Here is a 16,323-nt window from a genome sequence, read left to right as displayed (position 1 = left end):
GCAGAAAACTAACCCACCGCTTCCGCCCAAAAAGTTGCAGACTTTTCGGATAAGCGGACGCGCAAACAACGCCACTCACTGCGCGGCGGCGCGCTCTTCGGTCATCCAGCGTGCTTCGTAGGCGGCCAGCATTGTCCAGGTTTCCTCGTGGTCGGTCAGCCGATGGGCGACGCCGCCCACCTTGCCACCAATGGCAATGCCGTAGCCGCCGAGGTCCTGCGCGGTGTCAAAACCGGGCGCGTCGGGCAAATCATCGCCCACGTGGACCGGCACGCGATTGAGAAACGGCCGGTGCTCCATCAGGAAGGCGATGCCCGAGCCCTTGTTGGCGCCTTGCGGCACCACGTCGATCGACACCCGACCGGGGATGACCGCCACATGGCCGCCGGAGTAGCGCTCCGCCAGCACAGCCGCCTTTTCGGCGAGAGGATCGCCCTCGTTGTAGACGATGGCCAGCGCGCCGATCTTCCACTGGATGTCCATGGTGGGATAGGTCTCGGACACCACCGTGGCGATTTTCTTGAGCGCTTTCCGCTCCTCCGGCGTCTGTACCGGCGTGAAACGGCGGCCATCGGCAAAGCGGCGATCGGCACCCTGCAGCGCCGCCACCGGCAGCTTCAGCGGCTTGAACATCGGATCGACCGTTTCAACCGAACGGCCGCTGACGATGGCCAGCGCGCCACCCAACAGGCCATAAAGCCGGTCGATCAGGGCGATGCGATCGGCGGCGATGCCGCGCTCGCGGTCGGCATAGGTGGGGCCGATCAATGTGCCATCGACATCAAGGAACAGCGCGAGGCGGTCGGGCGCGGGCAAAAGGGCGGCGAGGTCGTGCGGATCGATGAATGACATGGGCCTGCGTTGGTCGGCGGAAAGGAAGGTCGCTCAGACGAAAGTATCGTCCGCAACATTCCTAAGGTCTACAGCCAACGCCGCCCGCCGACAATGCCTTGACGGTTGAATCGATATGGAAGCCGCCCAAGACGCCCAAAAGCGTGCCTTTAGACTTCGAAGTCGTAAACGAGGATGCCGTCGAGCCCACCATCCGCCGCCGCCACGATCTTGTCGCCGACCTTCACGTGCTCGGGGTGGACGAGATAAGCGTCGCGCGCCGCCGCGTCGGTGAAGGTGACGACGAAGCCGTGCTGAAAGCCATGGCCGAGGCCTTCCGGCGAGGCGTTCGGGCCGGCCTTGAAGTCCACCATGCCGGGGATGAACGACTTCAGCGCCGCCACGGCGCCATAGAGCTTCAGGACGTCGGCCGACGAAGCGGCGGCCGGCATCTTCATGAACACGCAGTGCAGGATCATTCAAACTCCTCCCTCGCCGGACAACAGCCGGCCAGAACTCTTATTCTTCGACCGGCGGTGGCGTGCGGCCGCGCAGGGGATGCTCTTCGATACGGGCGAGCAGCGCCAGCGACAGAAGCTGCGCCACGGCGGCGGCGAAGAACAGCGCGCGGAAGGCGGCAATGGCGCCGTCTCTCGCCGCCGGATCCAGCGCGCCGACGCTGATATGATCGCCGATGCCGGCGCTGCCGACGATGGCACCCAGCACGGCGATGGCGACCACCGAGCCCAGCGAGCGCACGAATGTGTAGGCGCCGGTCGCCGTGCCGAGATCGCGCGGATCGGCGGCGTTCTGCACCATCACCGTGCCGACCGGGAATAGCGTGCCCTGACCGAAGGCGGTGAGGAAGGCCAATACCTCGATCACCCAGAAGGAGACACTGCCGACCAGCAGGCCGACCACCGCCAGCGACACCAGGGATATGAGGCTGCCGATCATCGGCAGGCGCTTGTAATGTCGGCCTTTGCGCAAGATCCGCGCCGAGATGCTCGACCCAGCCACCGAGCCGATCATCGGCCCAAGCAGCGCGAGACCGGCCGCCGAGGCGCCGAAACCCTCGATCAGTTGCAAATAGACGGGGTAGTAGACCGACAGACCGAACATGCCGGCCGTCGCCAGGAAGGCCGTGGCGGAGGTGAGCGCAATCACCTTGTTGCCGAAGATGCGCGGCGGCAGCAGCGGCTCGGCCGGCTGGAATTGGTACCAGGCGAACAGGATGAAGGTGGCGGCCGATATCACCAGCATGCTGAGAATCAGCGGCGAGCTCCAGGGATAGGAGTGGCCGCCCAGCGTCAGCGCCAGCAGGAACAGCAGCGTCGCCGCCATGATCATCAGCGCGCCGAGGATATCGAGCTTGTGGTCGCGACGAATATTCGGCAGCTTGGACAGTGGATTCAGAGACAGGCCAACGGCCATCGCGCCGAGCGGCAGGTTTAGCCAGAAGATGGCCGACCAGTGGACATACTCGGCGAGGACACCGCCGAGCACCGGCCCGGCGATACTCGCCGTCGCCCAGATCCCGGCGATATAGACCATGTATTTGCCGCGCTCGCGCGGCGGCGCCACATCACCGATGATGGTCTGGACAAGCGCCATCAGCCCGCCACCACCCAGGCCCTGCAAGGCACGGCCGGCAATCAGCACCGCCATCGATGGCGCCAGCGCCGAGATCAGCGATCCCGCAACGAAGATGCCGACGCCGGAGTAAAGCACCGGGCGCCGCCCCTTGAGATCGGCGAGCTTGCCGTAAAGCGGCGTCACCGCCGTCGCCGTCAGGAAATAGGCCGACACGATCCACGATACCCATTGGCCTCCGCCGAGCGAGGCGCCCATCACCGGCAGGGCCGGCGTGACGATGGTCTGGTCGAGGGCCGCCAGGAACATGCAGAGGAGCGCGGTGACGACAATCTTGGTCTTGTCGTCTTCGGTAAGGACATGCTGATCGGCCGGGGAAATCGTGGTCATGGTCTGGTCCGCAAGTTGCGCGGCGCACCCTATCCGCTGTCCAATCCGAAAGCCAGCCGGCTTCCCGGCCTCGAATTTCAAAACGCTCTGCCACGCCTTCCGTTCGCCACACGAGCCTCTATATTGGTTGGAATGAACCGGAGACCGCCGCGATGACAGCTGCCCTCCCCCACGCCGTCGATCTCAATGCCGATCTCGGCGAGGGCTTCGGCGCCTATCGCATGGGCGACGATGCCGCGCTGCTCGATGTGGTCACCTCGGCCAACGTCGCCTGCGGCTTTCACGCCGGCGATCCCGAAATCATGGTGGAAACCTTCCGGCTCGCCAAGGCCGGCGGCGTGATCGTCGGCGCCCACCCTGGCTTTCCCGATCTCTGGGGCTTCGGCCGCCGTGCCCTGCCCTATTCGGCCGGCGAGATCGAGCGGCTGATCGCCTATCAGATCGGCGCGGCGCTGGCCCTGTCGGCACTAGCCGGCCACCCGATCGCCTATGTGAAGCTGCACGGCGCGCTCGCCAACCTCGCCGTGGCTGATCCCGATATCGCCGCCGCCAGCGTCCGGGCGATCAAGGGCGTCGATGCCTCGCTCGCCTGTCTTGCCATCGCCCACGGACAACAGGAGCGGCTGGCCCGTGACGCCGGCTTGGCCACCTTTTCGGAGGTCTATGCCGATCGCGGCTATCAGGACGACGGCAGCCTGATGCCGCGCGCCCGGCCCGGCGCCTTCGTCCACGACCCGGCCGAGGCGGTGGAGCGGGCCTGCCGTATGGTACAAACCGGCGAAATCGTCTCGGTTTCAGGCAAAGTGCTGCCGACCTCGGTCGATTCCATCTGCGTCCATGGCGACAGTCCGACGGCCGTGGTAACGGCGCGTCTTTTGCGAGAACGCCTCGCCGTCGAGGGCATTGTGGCCGCCTCCTTCATGGACAAGGCCTGATGGACGACGCGCTTCTCGACCGCCTCGTCGCTCTCCTCAACGATTCCGGCCTCCGTGAGATCGAGTTCGAGGAAGGCGACATCCACATCCATCTCGTCAAGGATGGCGCCACCCGGCCGGCCGTTCCGGCTGCGCCGGCGCCCGCTCTGGCACCCGAGTTGATGGCAGCTCGAAATTACACCATCGCCGCCGGCCTCACCGGCACCTTCTATCGATCGTCGTCGCCGGAGGCGCTGCCCTTCGTCGAAGTCGGCGACCACGTCGAGGAGGGGCAGACCATCGGCCTTCTCGAAGCGATGAAGATGCTGAACCCCATCGAGGCCGACCGGGCCGGCCGGGTCATATCGATCGCCGCCGAGAACGGCGCTCTGGTGATCCGCGGCGCCACGCTGTTCCGCATCGTCCCGGATGAACCGTCATGACCTTCGAGGAAATCGAGGCCATCGTCCGCCGGCTGGATGGTCAAGGCATTGCCACCGCCGATATCCGCGCCGGCCGAGCGCACCTCAGGCTGCGCTTCGCCTCGGAAGAAGCCTCCGAGCCGAGCCCACTCGAACCGCCGCTCTCTCGCGTCGCTTCCCCGTCGCCCGGCCGCTTCCGTCCCGTGCACCCTCTCGAAGGCACGCCGCGCTTTGCCCCGGGCGAGGTCGTCAGGCAGGGCGAAACGATCGCCTTCGTCGAGGCCAATGGCCTGTTGCTGCCGGTCATTGCCGCTGCCGATCTGACGCTCGGCCAAGCCCTAGCCGATGACGGCGACGCCGTCGCCTGGGGCATGTCGCTCTACGAAACGCGATAGAGCGCCGCTGCCGAGCGCAGTCGGTCGAGCCAGTCGGCCGTCTCGCGGAGGGCCGCCAGTGCCTCGGCGCGGTCCACCACGGCAAAGCGCAATGCATCACCCGGCATCGCCTGCCCCAGGCGCCAGAGATCAGCCTCGATCACCGTAGCAATCTTCGGATAGCCGCCGCAGGTGTTGGCCTCGGCGAGCTGCACGATCGGCCGGCCGGAGGGCGGTACCTGCACCGTGCCCGGCACGATGCCATGCGACAACAGCTCGCGCCGCCGCTCGCGGACAAGCTCCGGCCCGTCGAGCCGGCAGCCCTGCCGATCGGCCTCGGCCGTGACACGCCACCCGACGGATAGGAAGCGCTGACGAGCTGCGTCGGAGAAATCGAGCCACTCGGCCGCCGGCAGCACGCGCAACGGCCGATCGGGATCGCTCCGTCCGGGCGGCGGCAAGGCGCCGATGCCGCCATCGGGCAGCCTACCCGTGGCTCGCCGTCCCAAAGGCAGACGATCGCCGCGCTTCAGTCCCCTCCCCTCGTGGCCACCATAACCGCTCTTGAGATCGGTCGCCCGCCCGCCGAGCAGCTGCGGCACGTCGACGCCGCCGCCGAAGGCGACATAGATGCGGGCGCCCGCCGTTGGTGGATCGATTGTCAGTTCGTCGCCAGGCCGAGCCTCCGCTGCCCCCCAAGGCATCAGGCGACGGCCGGCCAGCCTCGCCTCGGCGGTGGCGCCAGTCACCGCCACCGTCGCCACCACAACAAAGCGCAGCCGAAAGGGAAAAGTAGCCACCTCGACGGCCGCCGCGTTCGGCTCGTTGCCGAGAAGCGCGTTGGCGGCATCGAGGGCCGGCAGATCCATGGCGCCGGAGCGGGAGACGCCGCTCGACAGCAGGCCGCGACGGCCCCGATCCTGCACCGAATTGAGTGCGCCGGAGGAAAGGATCTCGATCACCGCTCCCCTCCCTTGCCGATGAAGCGCACGCTATCGCCCGGCCGCAGCGTCGCCGGCACGGCGCGATGGGGATCGAACAGTTGGAAATCGGTGTGGCCGAGGATGTGCCAGCCCGACGGCGCGGTGATCGGCATGATGCCAGCCTGCCCGCCGCCGACGATCACCGCCCCCTTCGGCACGCCCTGGCGCGGCACCGCCCGGCGCGGCGTGGCCAGCTTCGGATCGAGCCCCGAAAGATAGGGAAAGCCGGGCATGGCACCGATGGCCGCCACCCGATAGAGGGCTTGGGAATGCCGCTCGATCACCTCGTCGACGGAGAGACCGAGCCCGGCCGCGAAATCCTGGAGATCCGGTCCGCCATAGACCACGGCGATTTCGTGCGACCGACCGGGTTCACCAGCGGATGCCGCGCGGCGCCAGCCCTCGGCAAGGCGGCGCCCGATCTCGTCGGCGTCGACCGTCAGCGGATCGAAAGCGACCATCAGGTTGTTCATGCCGGGCACGACGTCGTCGATGCCGGGAGTACCGGCAAGGCTGTCAGCCAGCGCCAGCAGCCTCGCCTGCCGCGTCTCGTCGAAAACCCCGTCCTGGGCGACGTCGAAAAGCAGCGCACCGGTTCCGGCGTCGGATAAGGTAAATTCGTTGGCCACCCGGGTCCCCTAAACGCATCGGACCGAAAAGTGGAATCCGGTTTTCGGAAAATCCGATGCGACAGCAAAAGACCAGATCGCCACTCTGCGTCTGCCAGGACGCAGGGCGATCTGATTAACCGCGATTATCGGCAGCCAATGCCTGCGGCGCAAGGGAGCCACGCGGCAATGCAGTTGGTGGACGTGCGCCGAAAGTCTATACTCGTAGACCGATAGCCGGCCGCAAGACGCCGGCAAACACCAAGGACCGCCTGATGACCCCTGAGACCCAAGTCCGCCTCGCCGCCCTGCGCGAGCGGATGGTCGCCACCGAAACTGGCCTGGTCGCCGTTGCGCCGGGCTCGCACATGCAATGGCTGCTCGGCTTCACCCCTGCCTCCGACGAGCGCGCCTGCCTGCTGCTGGTTTCGCCGGGCGGCACTGCCTTCCTGATGCCGGCGCTCAATGCCGACGACGTGCGCCAGCACACCGATATCGATTTCTTCCGCTGGTCGGACGAGGTAGGGCCGCATGTCGCTCTGTGCCAGGCGCTCAGCGCCATTGGCGCCAACGCCACCGACCGGGTCGCCCTCGACGAGACCATGCGCGCCGACTTCGCGCTGCTCGTACTCGACGCCCTGCCCTCCGACGTGCTGCGCACCTTCACCGCCGACACGCTGGGCGGCCTGCGCATGCGCAAGAACGAGCGCGAATACGACCTCCTGAAGATGAACGCCGGCATCGCCGACCGGGCGATCGAGGCGGCCGTTGCCGCCCTGGTGCCGGGCATGACGGAAAACGAGCTTGCCGCCGTCATCCGCAATCACTTCCTGAAGGAAGGCGCGGCGCCGAGCTTCTGGATCGTCGGCAGCGGCCCCAACGGCGCCTTCCCGCACCACACCGCCTCCGACCGCCACATCGTTGAAGGCGACGCGGTGGTGATCGATATCGGCGGCATCAAGTCGGGCTTCCCGAGCGACATCACCCGCGTCGCTGTCGTCGGCCGGCCGCCGGAAGGCTATGCCGACGTCCACGCCGTCGTCGAACGGGCCGTTCAGGCGGCGCTGGCCATCGCCAAGCCCGGCGTGCTGGCCCGCGACGTCGACGCCGCCGCCCGCACGGTGATCAGTGACGCCGGCTACAGCAAGTTCTTCACCCATCGCACCGGCCACGGCATGGGCATCGACGGCCACGAGCCACCCTATATCACCGCCACCTCGGAAACCGTGCTGGAAGAAGGCATGGTGTTTTCCATCGAGCCGGGCATCTACCTGCCCGGCCGCTATGGCTGCCGGCTCGAGGAGATCGTCATTCTGAGGAAGGACGGACCGGAAATCCTGTCCGGCCTTCCCCGCGACATTCTCGTCGCCAAAGGTTGAGTTTCAGCGGCCCGCCACCTTCTCACTGAGCACACGATTGGGCGACACCTTGCCGGCTTCCTCGTCGGCGATGTTGCCCATGGTGGTCTCGGCGATGGCCAGCAGCGCCTCTTCGGTGAAGAAGGCCTGGTGGCCGGTGATCAGCACGTTGGGGAAGGTCAACAGGCGCTGGAATACGTCGTCCTGGATGATCTCGCTGGAAAGATCCTCGAAGAACAGGTCCGCTTCCTGTTCGTAGACGTCGAGAGCGACGCCGCCGAGCCGGCCGCTCTTCAGGCCGCTGATCACCGCCTCGGCGTCGATCAGCGCGCCGCGCGAAGTGTTGATCAGGATGAAGCCGTGCTTGGCGCGGGCGATGGCGGCCTCGTCAATCAGATAATGCGTCTCCGGCGTCAGCGGACAATGCAGGCTGATGATATCCGACCGCTCGATCAGCTCGTCACGGTCGACATAGGTGACGCCGATCGCCTTGAGATCGTCGACCTCGTAGCGATCGTGGGCAACCACCTCGCAGCCGAAGCCGAGGCGATAGGCGCGCGCCACCAGCGCACCAATGCGGCCGGTGCCGACGATACCGACGGTGCGACCGTAGAGGTCATGCCCCAGCAGACCTTCCAGCGCGAAGTTGTTTTCTCTGACCCGAGCCCAGGCGCGGTGTATGCGCCGGTCGAGGGCGAGCAGCAGACCCACCGAGAATTCGGCAACGGCGTGCGGCGAATAGGCCGGCACGCGCAGCACCGTCACACCCTTCTCCTCCGCCGTCTCCAGGGCGACGTTATTGAAGCCGGCCGCTCGGAGCGCCACGATGCGCGTGCCGCCGGAGGCGAGCGTCGCGATTACCTCGGCGTCGAGCGTGTCGTTGACGAAGGCGCAGACGGCTGGAAACCCTTCGGCGAGCCGCGCCGTTGCCAGATCCAGCTTCGGCTCGAAGAAGGTGAGCTCGTGGCCGTGCGTGGCGGCGGCGCGGCTCAGGAAGTTGCGGTCGTAGGGCTTGGTGCTGAAAACGGCAACGCGCATCGGGCTCTCCGGATCGGTGGTCTGAGCGAGACCCTATCAGGCGCCGGCAACAAGAAAAGAGGGGCGAATTGCGGCGGGCAGCGGCTCTGCGGCAAAAGCATGGCGCGGCGCATCCGCATCACTCCATGCTGGCGAGGTGCCCCGAACAATGCGAGACTTGCATCATGCGCTTTCTTGCCGGCTTTCGCTTCGTTCTCGTCGCAGCTGCCCTGATCGGTCTTCTGGGTGGACGGAGCATTGTTTTGCCCGTGCCTGCCGCGCACGCCGAGATGGCAATGGCGACGCTCGACAGCGGGCATGATTGCTGCGGCAAGACCTCGAACGCCCCGGCCGACAAGGCCGGCCTCGCCAGCAACTGCCTTGGCCCCGGCTGCGCCATGACCGCCCCTGCCTTGCTGCCGACCACGCCGGTCCTGGCGGTCTTCGTCGAACGCGCGGCCAAGTCGCCGGTCGTCGTGGCGGGCCTCGAAGGTCGTTCCCTGCCGCCGCCGCTCGAACCGCCGCGCACCTGAACGGCATTTCTCGAAGCAGTTTTCCTATTCGTCGCACCGCCGGCCGCATGAAGCGCCGCGGTCCCGTGACCATCCTCACAGGTAAAATCATGAAATCCTATTTCGTCGCCTTTCTTCTCCTTGCCTCTTCCACCTCGCTGGCCGGCGCTGCCGGACAGAAGGTCGATGTCGTGCTCAACGAAGGCTGCATGTGTTGCCATGGCTGGATCAGCCACATGCAGGCGGCCGGCTATGAAGTGAACGCAACCGAGCTCGATTACGACGCCATCACTGCCAGGAAGAAGCAGCTTGGCATTCCCGAGGATGCGGCCTCCTGCCACACCGCCCTGGTCGGCGGCTACGCCATCGAGGGGCACGTGCCGGCAGCGCTGGTCGACCGGCTGCTCACCGAAAAGCCCGATGCCGTCGGCCTTGCCGCCCCCGGCATGCCGCTCGGCTCGCCCGGCATGGGTGCCGATGCCGATGCCCAGCCCTACGACGTGCTGCTGATCGGCAAGGACGGCAGCACCAAGGTGTTCGCCACCGTTCAGCCCGATCGCGGCTGATCAATGCAGCACGGCCGGCGATCTCTCGCCGGCCGTCGCCTCTATTGCTTGGTCATCGTCTCGATACGCGCCGACATCTCGGTGATTTCCTTGGTCTGCGCCTCGATGATCATCTCGGCCATCTTCTTGCTCTGGTCGTCCTTGCCGTATTTCAGCTCGAGGCGCGCCATGTCGATCGCGCCCTGATGATGGACCAGCATGCCGCAATTGAAGGCGAGATCGGGGTCGGCGATCTTGGCCGCCGCCATCATTGGCTCATGCATGCGATTGACCGCGTCGAGGGCTTCCTGCTGGGCGCTGTCCGAGGCCGTCTCCTGAACCTGCTTGGTCGCATCCATGCCCGGCATCGTCTTGGGAGCGTTCGCTTTGGCGTCGGCGCTGGAACTGACCATCGTATGGTCGGCCGACATCATGGCCGCCCGGCAGGCCTGAGGCAGGATGGAAAGCGTGTCCACCTTCTCTTGGGCGAAAGCATCGGCAGCCGGTAGCGCAAAGGCCGCGGTGAGAATGACAAGGCGTAGCCGCATCGTAAGTCTCCTGTCGCTGGGTTCGCTGGCCGGCAGAGGCCACATGGGAGCGATCCGGCCCGGCGCAAATGGGGGCGGCACTGCAAGGGAGATAACGCGGGGAGCGCCGATCGGTTCAGAGTCCGATCGGTTGGAACGAAAGATAAAGGCGCCGCCGGCGCATCGGCAATTTCGCCAGGTGGCGAAAGAACTCATTCATTCCATCGGGTGGCAGACAAATAATAATCTTCAACCACGGATCCGTTTTATCCCTTATTAATGAGTAAGGAGCGACATGGTCCTACGTATTCGACCGGAGGTATCTATGTCGCTCAAGAATCTGTCGTTGCTAACAAAGGTTGTTTTAGTTGCCGGTTCTATTGGATTAGTTGCTATTGCAGGAGCCGGCTATTTTGGATGGCAAACCAGTACGGTGAGCGACAACTATCAGAATCTGATCCAGAACGACGCCCATGCGCCTTTCCTGATGGCGCGCGCCAATCGCAACCTTTCTGACGTGGTGGCCTCGCTGTTCAAGAACGCCGCCTCTACATCGGACAAGGACAATGCCGATGCCGCTGCTACTCGCGACAAGGCGGAAGCCGCGGCCCAGAGCTATCTTGCCGAGGCGGCTCAAAGCCTCCCAGCCCGGGCGACGGAAATCAAAGCTTTCGGCGAGCAGGTCAAAGGGGCGCTTGCTGGCTCCTGCAGCGAGGTCGTCAAGCTGTCGGGCAGCACCGACCCAAGCCAGAATGCCAAGGCCCTGCAGCTGTTGGTCAGCGATTGCCAGCCCGCCATCGCCAACATCCAGCAGGCCACGGTCGTCTTCAATGACGAGGTGCTTAAGCAGGTCGCCGCTCAGATCGAGGAAAACCGTCAGACGGTGACCCGGACCATCTGGTCCGCCATCGCCGGCATTCTGTTGGCGACCCTGGCGATCGGCGCGCTGTCGATCGTTGTCATGCGAAAGTCCGTCACGCAGCCGCTCGCCCATTTGCTCAAGCAGATGCGGGCGATGCAGGACGGCGACTACGACGTGTCCATTGAAGATCGCGATCGCAAGGAAGAGATCGGCCGAATCGCCAACAGCCTCGAGGAATTCCGCGTGAGCCTGAAGCTGGCCGAAGACGCCCGTCATGCCGCCGAAACGATCAAGGCGGCCGAGGCAGCTGAACTCAAGCGCCGCTCTGAGCTGACCGACCGCTTCGCCAGCCGCATCGAAGAGCTATCGGCCGCCTTCACCGGCTCTTCGACCGAGGTGGCCGACGCCGCCCGCAACCTGTCGGCCACGGCGGAAGAAACCGCCCGGCAGGCGCAGTCGGTGGCCGGTGCATCGGAAGAGGCCTCGACCAACGTCCAGACGGTCGCTGCCGGCACCGAAGAACTCACCGCGTCGGTGAGCGAAATCTCCCAGCAGGTGACCAACTCGTCAAAGATCGCCAAGGAAGCGGCGGCCGAAGCAGCCACCTCCAGCCAGAATGTCCAGTCGTTGTCAGTCTCGGCCCAGCAGATCGGCACCGTGGTCGAGCTGATCAGCAACATCGCCGCCCAGACCAATCTCCTGGCACTCAACGCAACCATCGAGGCGGCACGGGCGGGCGAAGCGGGCAAGGGCTTTGCCGTCGTCGCCGCCGAGGTCAAGCAGCTCGCCGACCAGACCGCCAAGGCGACCAATGAGATCGGTACCAAGATCAACGAGATCCAGGCCGCCACCGGCGTTGCGGTCGAGTCCATCTCGCGGATCGTCAAGACCATCGACACCATCCAGCACGCTTCCGAGGCGATTGCCGGGGCCGTCGAGCAGCAAGGCGCCGCTACGGGCGAAATTGCCCAGAATACCCAGCGGGCGGCACAGGGAACGGCAGCCGTCAGCCACAACATCTCCGGCGTCGGCACCGCCGCCGAGATGACCGGCGCCGCCGCGACCCAACTGATGGGCCTTTCGGAAGGCATGAGTGCCAATTCGGCCACGCTGCGCCGCGAGGTCGAAACCTTCGTCCGGAGCCTCAAGGCCGCCTGACCCTCGCCTCCTTCGCCGAATACGTCGCAGCCCCCACGCCAACCGCGTGGGGGCTTTGCTTATCGGTATTACCCACGGGAAAGCACAACCCACAGGTGGAGAGCCTAAAGACTGAGTGGAAAGCTTTCACCATCCCCATGATAAGTAGCGGAGGGAGACGACATCCGGCCGGCATCGGAGCTTTGCCAACCGGATCCGAGGACCTGTGAAGGCGGAATGCGGACATGCGGTATCATCACCGGCTTTCGGCCCTTGCCGACCCCGCCCGGTGAAACGAGCATGCATGCCGGAATGTGACGAATGGCACTCTTTTACTGGAACACGCATCTGGAAACGGGGAACGGTCAGATCGACGGCCAGCACAAGCGGCTGTTCGAACTGACGAACAATATCGCCGATGCGGTTTCCGGACGGGGAACCTTGCCGGACGCTCCCGGCTTGCTGGCGCAGCTGATGGACTACGCCGACACGCATTTCTGCGACGAAGAGCAGCTGATGTGCCAGTCGTCGCTGAATCTCTCGAAAAGACAGCGGCATGTCTGCGCCCACCGGTCGTTTCAAACGCGGGTGCAAGGCATCGCGGCCAAATCCAATCTCGCCCAGGCCGAGACGGTGAGTGAGATCCTCAACTTCCTCGTCAACTGGCTGGTCACCCACATCCTCAAGCTGGACCATCGCATGGTCCATGCCCTTCCGGAGCATGCCGAAGGCACCACCTCTCCCCTTTCCGTCCAGGAGATATTGATCGCCGCTTTGAACGAGTCCGAGCGCCGCTTTCGCCAGCTGGCCGAACAGGCGCCGACCATGCTGTGGTTTGCCGGCGCCTCGGGCACGCGCGAGTTCGTCAATCGCGAATGGATCGAGTTTATCGGCCTTTCCGAAACCGAATTGAAGGCCAAGGACTGGACGCTGTTTCTGCACCCCGCCGACCGGGAGCGCTACAGGGCATTCCTGGAGGAGCGGCTGCGCCGGCACGACGCCGGGCTCATCGAATACCGAATTCGCGCCCGAGACGGACAGATGAAATGGGTGGTGGAAAAGGTCATGCCCCGGCTCGATAGCGACCGATTTGTCGGCCTCGTCGGAGCGGACACAGACATCACCGCCATGAAGGAAACAACGGCGACGCTGGAACGGCTGGTCGCGCAAAGAACCGAACAGCTCGAACGCCTCGTCAACACCGATCCGCTGACGGAACTTCTCAACCGGAGAGCCTTCGATGAGCGGCTCGATTTGGAAATACAGAGGGCGCAGCGCTATAACCGCCCGCTATCCCTCCTGTTCATCGATATCGACCATTTCAAGCAGGTCAACGATCGGCACGGGCATGTCATTGGCGACGAAGTGCTGCGGATGATGGCGGCCGTTCTGAGAAACGGGCTGAGGGGCACCGACGCCGCCTGCCGTTATGGCGGCGAGGAATTTGCCGTCATCCTCGTCGAAACCGACCGGCTCGAAGCGCTGTCGATCGCCGAGCGCATCCGGACCGCCGCCGAAAACACCAGGCTCGAGCAGCTCGGCCAAAGCACCACGATCAGCATCGGTATCTCGTCTCTCACCCGCGAGGATCTCGCGGTGGATCTCGTCCAGAGAGCCGACGATTCCATGTACATTGCCAAGAAGAACGGGCGCAATCAAAGCCACATGCAATGAAGGGCGCCGGCGCGCCACCGGTGGACCGAAAGCGAGCTGATCGCAAGTCCGGCCTGCGAGGCGGGCGGAACAAATCCGGGGCAGAATTGTTGTAGGTCATTCCGGCCTCGGGGCCGGCAAATGCCATCAAATCTCCAAGCCCTGGAGGCCGCCATGCACGCCGAAGCGATGATCCGCTCTCACCCCGCCCTCAACGGTCATATCGACGCAGCCCTGCTGCGCTGTGTCGAGGAATGTCTCGACTGTGCTCAGACCTGTACGTCCTGCGCCGATGCCTGCCTCGGCGAGAGCAACGTCGGCGACCTGCGCCAGTGCATTCGCCTCAATCTCGATTGCGCCGATCTTTGCACGGTCACGGCGGCGCTCGCGTCGCGGCGGACCGGCTCGAACGACGCCGTCCTCCGGGCCGCCATTCTGGTTTGCCGCGATGCCTGTCAGGCTTGCGGCGCCGAATGCGGCCGGCATGCCTCGATGCACGAGCATTGCAGGGTCTGCGCCGACGCCTGCCGGCGCTGCGAAGCCGCCTGCGCCGCGGCGGCCGACGGCATCAGGCCGTCCCTGCAATAACACCGGTGGCCGGCGCGGCCCATTGCAGCCGCGCCGCCTTGCTTCGACCTCAGCCGGACGTCCGATAGCGCGCAGCGGGGCGTGCCTCGCCGAAGCCCGACCGCATGGCCTTTCGTGCCTCCTGATAGGTCTCCCATTGCCCGTGGTCGGGCAGCGGCGGGATGGTGATGAGTTCGCCGCGATCGAAGCCAACCAGCGCGGCATCCACCAGGTCGTCGACCTCCATCAAGCCGGGTATCGTGTTGATGTCCTTGCCGGCGCGCTGCCAGATCTCGGTCCGCGTCGCCGCCGGCAGCACCGCCTGCACGTAGACCCCCTTGGGGCCGAGCTCCAGGTCGAGCCCCTGCGACAGGAACGTCACGAAGGCCTTGGTGGCGCCATACACCGTCGAACCAAATTCCGGGGCCAGCCCGACCACCGAGGATATGTTGACGATCGCCCCCTTGCCCTCGCTCGCGAACCTCTTGGCCACGGCGGCGGCCAGCCGGGCGACGGCGGTCGCGTTCAAGGCGATGAGACGCCCGATGTCGTTGGTTGTTTGATCGACAAAGGTTCCGCCAAGGCTCGCCCCCGCATTGTTGATGAGGATGCCGATCCGCCGGTCGTCGGCAAGCCGCGTTTCCACGGCACGGAGATCGTCGAGATTGGTGAGGTCAGCCTGGAGGATATCGACGGCAACGCCGGCTTCGCCGCTGAGGCGAGTCGCCAACGATTCCAGCCGCGCCTTGTCGCGCGCGACTAGAACGAGATCGTGTCCGCGGTGGGCAAACCGGTCGGCATAGGTGGCGCCGATGCCGGACGAGGCTCCGGTAATCAGAACTGTGGGTTTGGTCATGACGGCTCTCTTGTCGGACAGTTATTCATGATGGTTATCATCAATGAGAGAAAATATGATGGTCATCATGAAAACAGTCAATGCGGAGCCGCGCTCGCCGACCGTCTCGTGAGTTCAAGAGATCGTGTTGATGAACGGCATGCCTCGGACCGCAAGGCCGCTTGCAGCCGATTGGCTCAGCCGTTCAGGTTGGCATCGAGCCAGGCCCGCGTTTCGTCCAGCAGCTCATTGGACAGAGCGGGATCGTCGACGGCGCGGGCAAGGATGACCGCTCCCACCATGGCGGCCCAGGTTCCAATCGCCTTGCGGCGCTTGTCGGCGTCATTCTTGCCGGAGAGCGCCCTATTCAGGCCATCGATCTGCTGGCGCAGGCCGGCGGTCATCGCTGATTGCGCCGCCGAGCCCTCGTGGCGCGTCTCCGCGGCCAACCCGGCGGTCGGGCAGCCCTTGCCGGGATTGTCGCGATGCTCGGGCGACAGGTAATCGTCCATGAAGGCGCGCGCATCGGACGTCTTGCCGAGGCTTGCCTCAAGAGCATGCGCGAGCGCCTGTGCCACCAGATCGTCCTTGGAGGCGAAATGGCCATAGAAGCCGCCATGGGTGAGTCCCGCCGCCTTCATCACCTCCGCCACAGTGACGGCCTCGAACCCCTTCTCACGGAACAGCCGGCTGGCCGCCTCCAGAATCCGGGCGCGGTGCTCCGCCATCTGCTCGCGACTGACCTTCATTTCCCAGTCTCCGACGGCCCAATACATGATCGCCGTCATTAATATAGGCAAACAAGCGCCAGACAGCAAACCAAGGTCACGGCCAAAGCGCGCTAACGCTCAACAACCGGCAAGTTTTTGATTGGCTTAGGAAAAGTGGTGGGCGCGACAGGGATCGAACCTGTGACCCGCTGATTAAGAGTCAGCTGCTCTACCAACTGAGCTACGCGCCCACTTTTCTCGCCGGACGTCGGTGTCGTCCGGAAGCGATGGCGGCTTATAACCATGCCGGAGATTGGGCGCAAGCCCTTTTCGATCGGTTAGGCGAAAAAAATGAATATGCTTTGATATCAATCTGCTAGCCGGCAATGGACACCGGCGGATGCCGATCTCGCGGCAGCCCATAAAAACAACGGCGGCTCGCTTGCGAACCGCCGTCTATATCCTGGGATCGGATTGTCTGGAGA

Annotated in this window: 18 protein-coding genes and 1 tRNA gene; 9 read left to right on the top strand and 10 right to left on the bottom strand. The window is 64.9% G+C overall.

From position 1 onward, the window contains the following. Positions 1-75: 75 nt before the first annotated feature. The 3 genes from otsB to G522_RS0118575 form a co-directional block, all read right to left on the bottom strand. Entirely contained in the window at positions 76-852 is a 777-nt protein-coding gene (gene otsB, locus G522_RS0118585; protein WP_026792334.1) for a trehalose-phosphatase, read from the bottom strand. A 149-nt stretch (positions 853-1,001) separates the two neighbouring features. Further along, positions 1,002-1,310 (bottom strand): Dabb family protein, encoded by a 309-nt coding sequence (locus tag G522_RS0118580; RefSeq protein ID WP_026792333.1) that lies wholly within the window; start codon positions 1,308-1,310, stop codon positions 1,002-1,004. Positions 1,311-1,350: 40 nt separating this feature from the next. Beyond that, entirely contained in the window at positions 1,351-2,814 is a 1,464-nt protein-coding gene (locus tag G522_RS0118575) for an MDR family MFS transporter (RefSeq protein WP_026792332.1), read from the bottom strand. A 152-nt stretch (positions 2,815-2,966) separates the two neighbouring features. Here G522_RS0118575 and G522_RS0118570 point away from each other — a divergent pair, with 152 nt between their 5' ends. From G522_RS0118570 to G522_RS29185, 3 genes are read left to right on the top strand one after another with little or no spacing between them, the layout of a single operon-like run. Beyond that, positions 2,967-3,749 carry a LamB/YcsF family protein gene (locus G522_RS0118570; protein WP_026792331.1) on the top strand — a complete coding sequence of 261 codons (783 nt, stop codon included), beginning with the start codon at positions 2,967-2,969 and terminating at the stop codon, positions 3,747-3,749. After that, positions 3,749-4,171 (top strand): acetyl-CoA carboxylase biotin carboxyl carrier protein, encoded by a 423-nt coding sequence (locus G522_RS0118565; RefSeq protein WP_026792330.1) that lies wholly within the window; start codon positions 3,749-3,751, stop codon positions 4,169-4,171. Before G522_RS0118570 ends, G522_RS0118565 begins: the two co-directional genes overlap by 1 nt. Then, positions 4,168-4,545 (top strand): biotin/lipoyl attachment domain-containing protein, encoded by a 378-nt coding sequence (locus tag G522_RS29185; protein ID WP_051228821.1) that lies wholly within the window; start codon positions 4,168-4,170, stop codon positions 4,543-4,545. The genes G522_RS0118565 and G522_RS29185 overlap by 4 nt, the downstream gene beginning before the upstream one ends. Here the strand turns inward: G522_RS29185 and G522_RS0118555 are convergent. Beyond that, positions 4,530-5,486 carry a 5-oxoprolinase subunit C family protein gene (locus tag G522_RS0118555; protein WP_026792329.1) on the bottom strand — a complete coding sequence of 319 codons (957 nt, stop codon included), beginning with the start codon at positions 5,484-5,486 and terminating at the stop codon, positions 4,530-4,532. The genes G522_RS29185 and G522_RS0118555 overlap by 16 nt on opposite strands. Then, complete coding sequence (pxpB, locus tag G522_RS0118550) at positions 5,483-6,136, bottom strand: 5-oxoprolinase subunit PxpB (protein ID WP_026792328.1); 654 nt, start codon at positions 6,134-6,136, stop codon at positions 5,483-5,485. Before pxpB ends, G522_RS0118555 begins: the two co-directional genes overlap by 4 nt. A gap of 254 nt (positions 6,137-6,390) precedes the next feature. On the opposite strand from pxpB, the gene G522_RS0118545 reads away from it, so the two are divergent. Further along, positions 6,391-7,494 (top strand): M24 family metallopeptidase, encoded by a 1,104-nt coding sequence (locus G522_RS0118545; protein ID WP_026792327.1) that lies wholly within the window; start codon positions 6,391-6,393, stop codon positions 7,492-7,494. Positions 7,495-7,497: 3 nt separating this feature from the next. Here G522_RS0118545 and G522_RS0118540 read toward each other — a convergent pair whose 3' ends face one another. Beyond that, the gene (locus tag G522_RS0118540; RefSeq protein WP_026792326.1) at positions 7,498-8,511 is read right to left on the bottom strand and encodes a 2-hydroxyacid dehydrogenase; all 1,014 of its coding nucleotides are present in this window, start codon (positions 8,509-8,511) and stop codon (positions 7,498-7,500) included. Between the two features lie 164 nt (positions 8,512-8,675). Here G522_RS0118540 and G522_RS0118535 point away from each other — a divergent pair, with 164 nt between their 5' ends. Both G522_RS0118535 and G522_RS0118530 read left to right on the top strand, forming a co-directional pair. Further along, positions 8,676-9,023 (top strand): hypothetical protein, encoded by a 348-nt coding sequence (locus G522_RS0118535; protein ID WP_026792325.1) that lies wholly within the window; start codon positions 8,676-8,678, stop codon positions 9,021-9,023. A gap of 89 nt (positions 9,024-9,112) precedes the next feature. Beyond that, entirely contained in the window at positions 9,113-9,568 is a 456-nt protein-coding gene (locus G522_RS0118530) for a DUF411 domain-containing protein (protein ID WP_036840037.1), read from the top strand. A gap of 41 nt (positions 9,569-9,609) precedes the next feature. Here G522_RS0118530 and copM read toward each other — a convergent pair whose 3' ends face one another. Next, the gene (gene copM, locus G522_RS29180; RefSeq protein ID WP_051228819.1) at positions 9,610-10,095 is read right to left on the bottom strand and encodes a CopM family metallochaperone; all 486 of its coding nucleotides are present in this window, start codon (positions 10,093-10,095) and stop codon (positions 9,610-9,612) included. 412 nt (positions 10,096-10,507) lie between these two features. On the opposite strand from copM, the gene G522_RS0118520 reads away from it, so the two are divergent. The 3 genes from G522_RS0118520 to G522_RS0118510 all read left to right on the top strand — a co-directional run bounded on the left by G522_RS0118520 (position 10,508) and on the right by G522_RS0118510 (position 14,314). Then, a complete protein-coding gene (locus tag G522_RS0118520; protein WP_026792323.1) occupies positions 10,508-12,094 on the top strand; it encodes a methyl-accepting chemotaxis protein in 1,587 nt (528 codons plus the stop codon). Between the two features lie 300 nt (positions 12,095-12,394). Then, on the top strand, positions 12,395-13,747 hold the full coding sequence (locus G522_RS27555; RefSeq protein WP_036839987.1) for a bacteriohemerythrin: 1,353 nt from the start codon (positions 12,395-12,397) through the stop codon (positions 13,745-13,747). 153 nt (positions 13,748-13,900) lie between these two features. Further along, positions 13,901-14,314, top strand: a complete 414-nt coding sequence (locus tag G522_RS0118510) for a four-helix bundle copper-binding protein (RefSeq protein ID WP_026792322.1) — start codon at positions 13,901-13,903, stop codon at positions 14,312-14,314. A 49-nt stretch (positions 14,315-14,363) separates the two neighbouring features. Here G522_RS0118510 and G522_RS0118505 read toward each other — a convergent pair whose 3' ends face one another. The 3 genes from G522_RS0118505 to G522_RS0118495 form a co-directional block, all read right to left on the bottom strand. Then, the gene (locus tag G522_RS0118505) at positions 14,364-15,149 is read right to left on the bottom strand and encodes an SDR family NAD(P)-dependent oxidoreductase (protein ID WP_051228817.1); all 786 of its coding nucleotides are present in this window, start codon (positions 15,147-15,149) and stop codon (positions 14,364-14,366) included. Positions 15,150-15,325: 176 nt separating this feature from the next. Then, on the bottom strand, positions 15,326-15,877 hold the full coding sequence (locus tag G522_RS0118500) for a TetR/AcrR family transcriptional regulator (RefSeq protein WP_026792320.1): 552 nt from the start codon (positions 15,875-15,877) through the stop codon (positions 15,326-15,328). 136 nt (positions 15,878-16,013) lie between these two features. Next, positions 16,014-16,089, bottom strand: a tRNA-Lys gene (locus G522_RS0118495). Between the last annotated feature and the right edge of the window lie 234 nt (positions 16,090-16,323).

The organism is Pleomorphomonas oryzae DSM 16300, from assembly GCF_000422965.1.
In the GTDB taxonomy this organism is placed as follows: Bacteria; Pseudomonadota; Alphaproteobacteria; order Rhizobiales; family Pleomorphomonadaceae; genus Pleomorphomonas; species Pleomorphomonas oryzae.
Note: the sequence above shows the minus strand (reverse complement) of the source record. Positions and strands in the feature narration are given on the sequence as shown.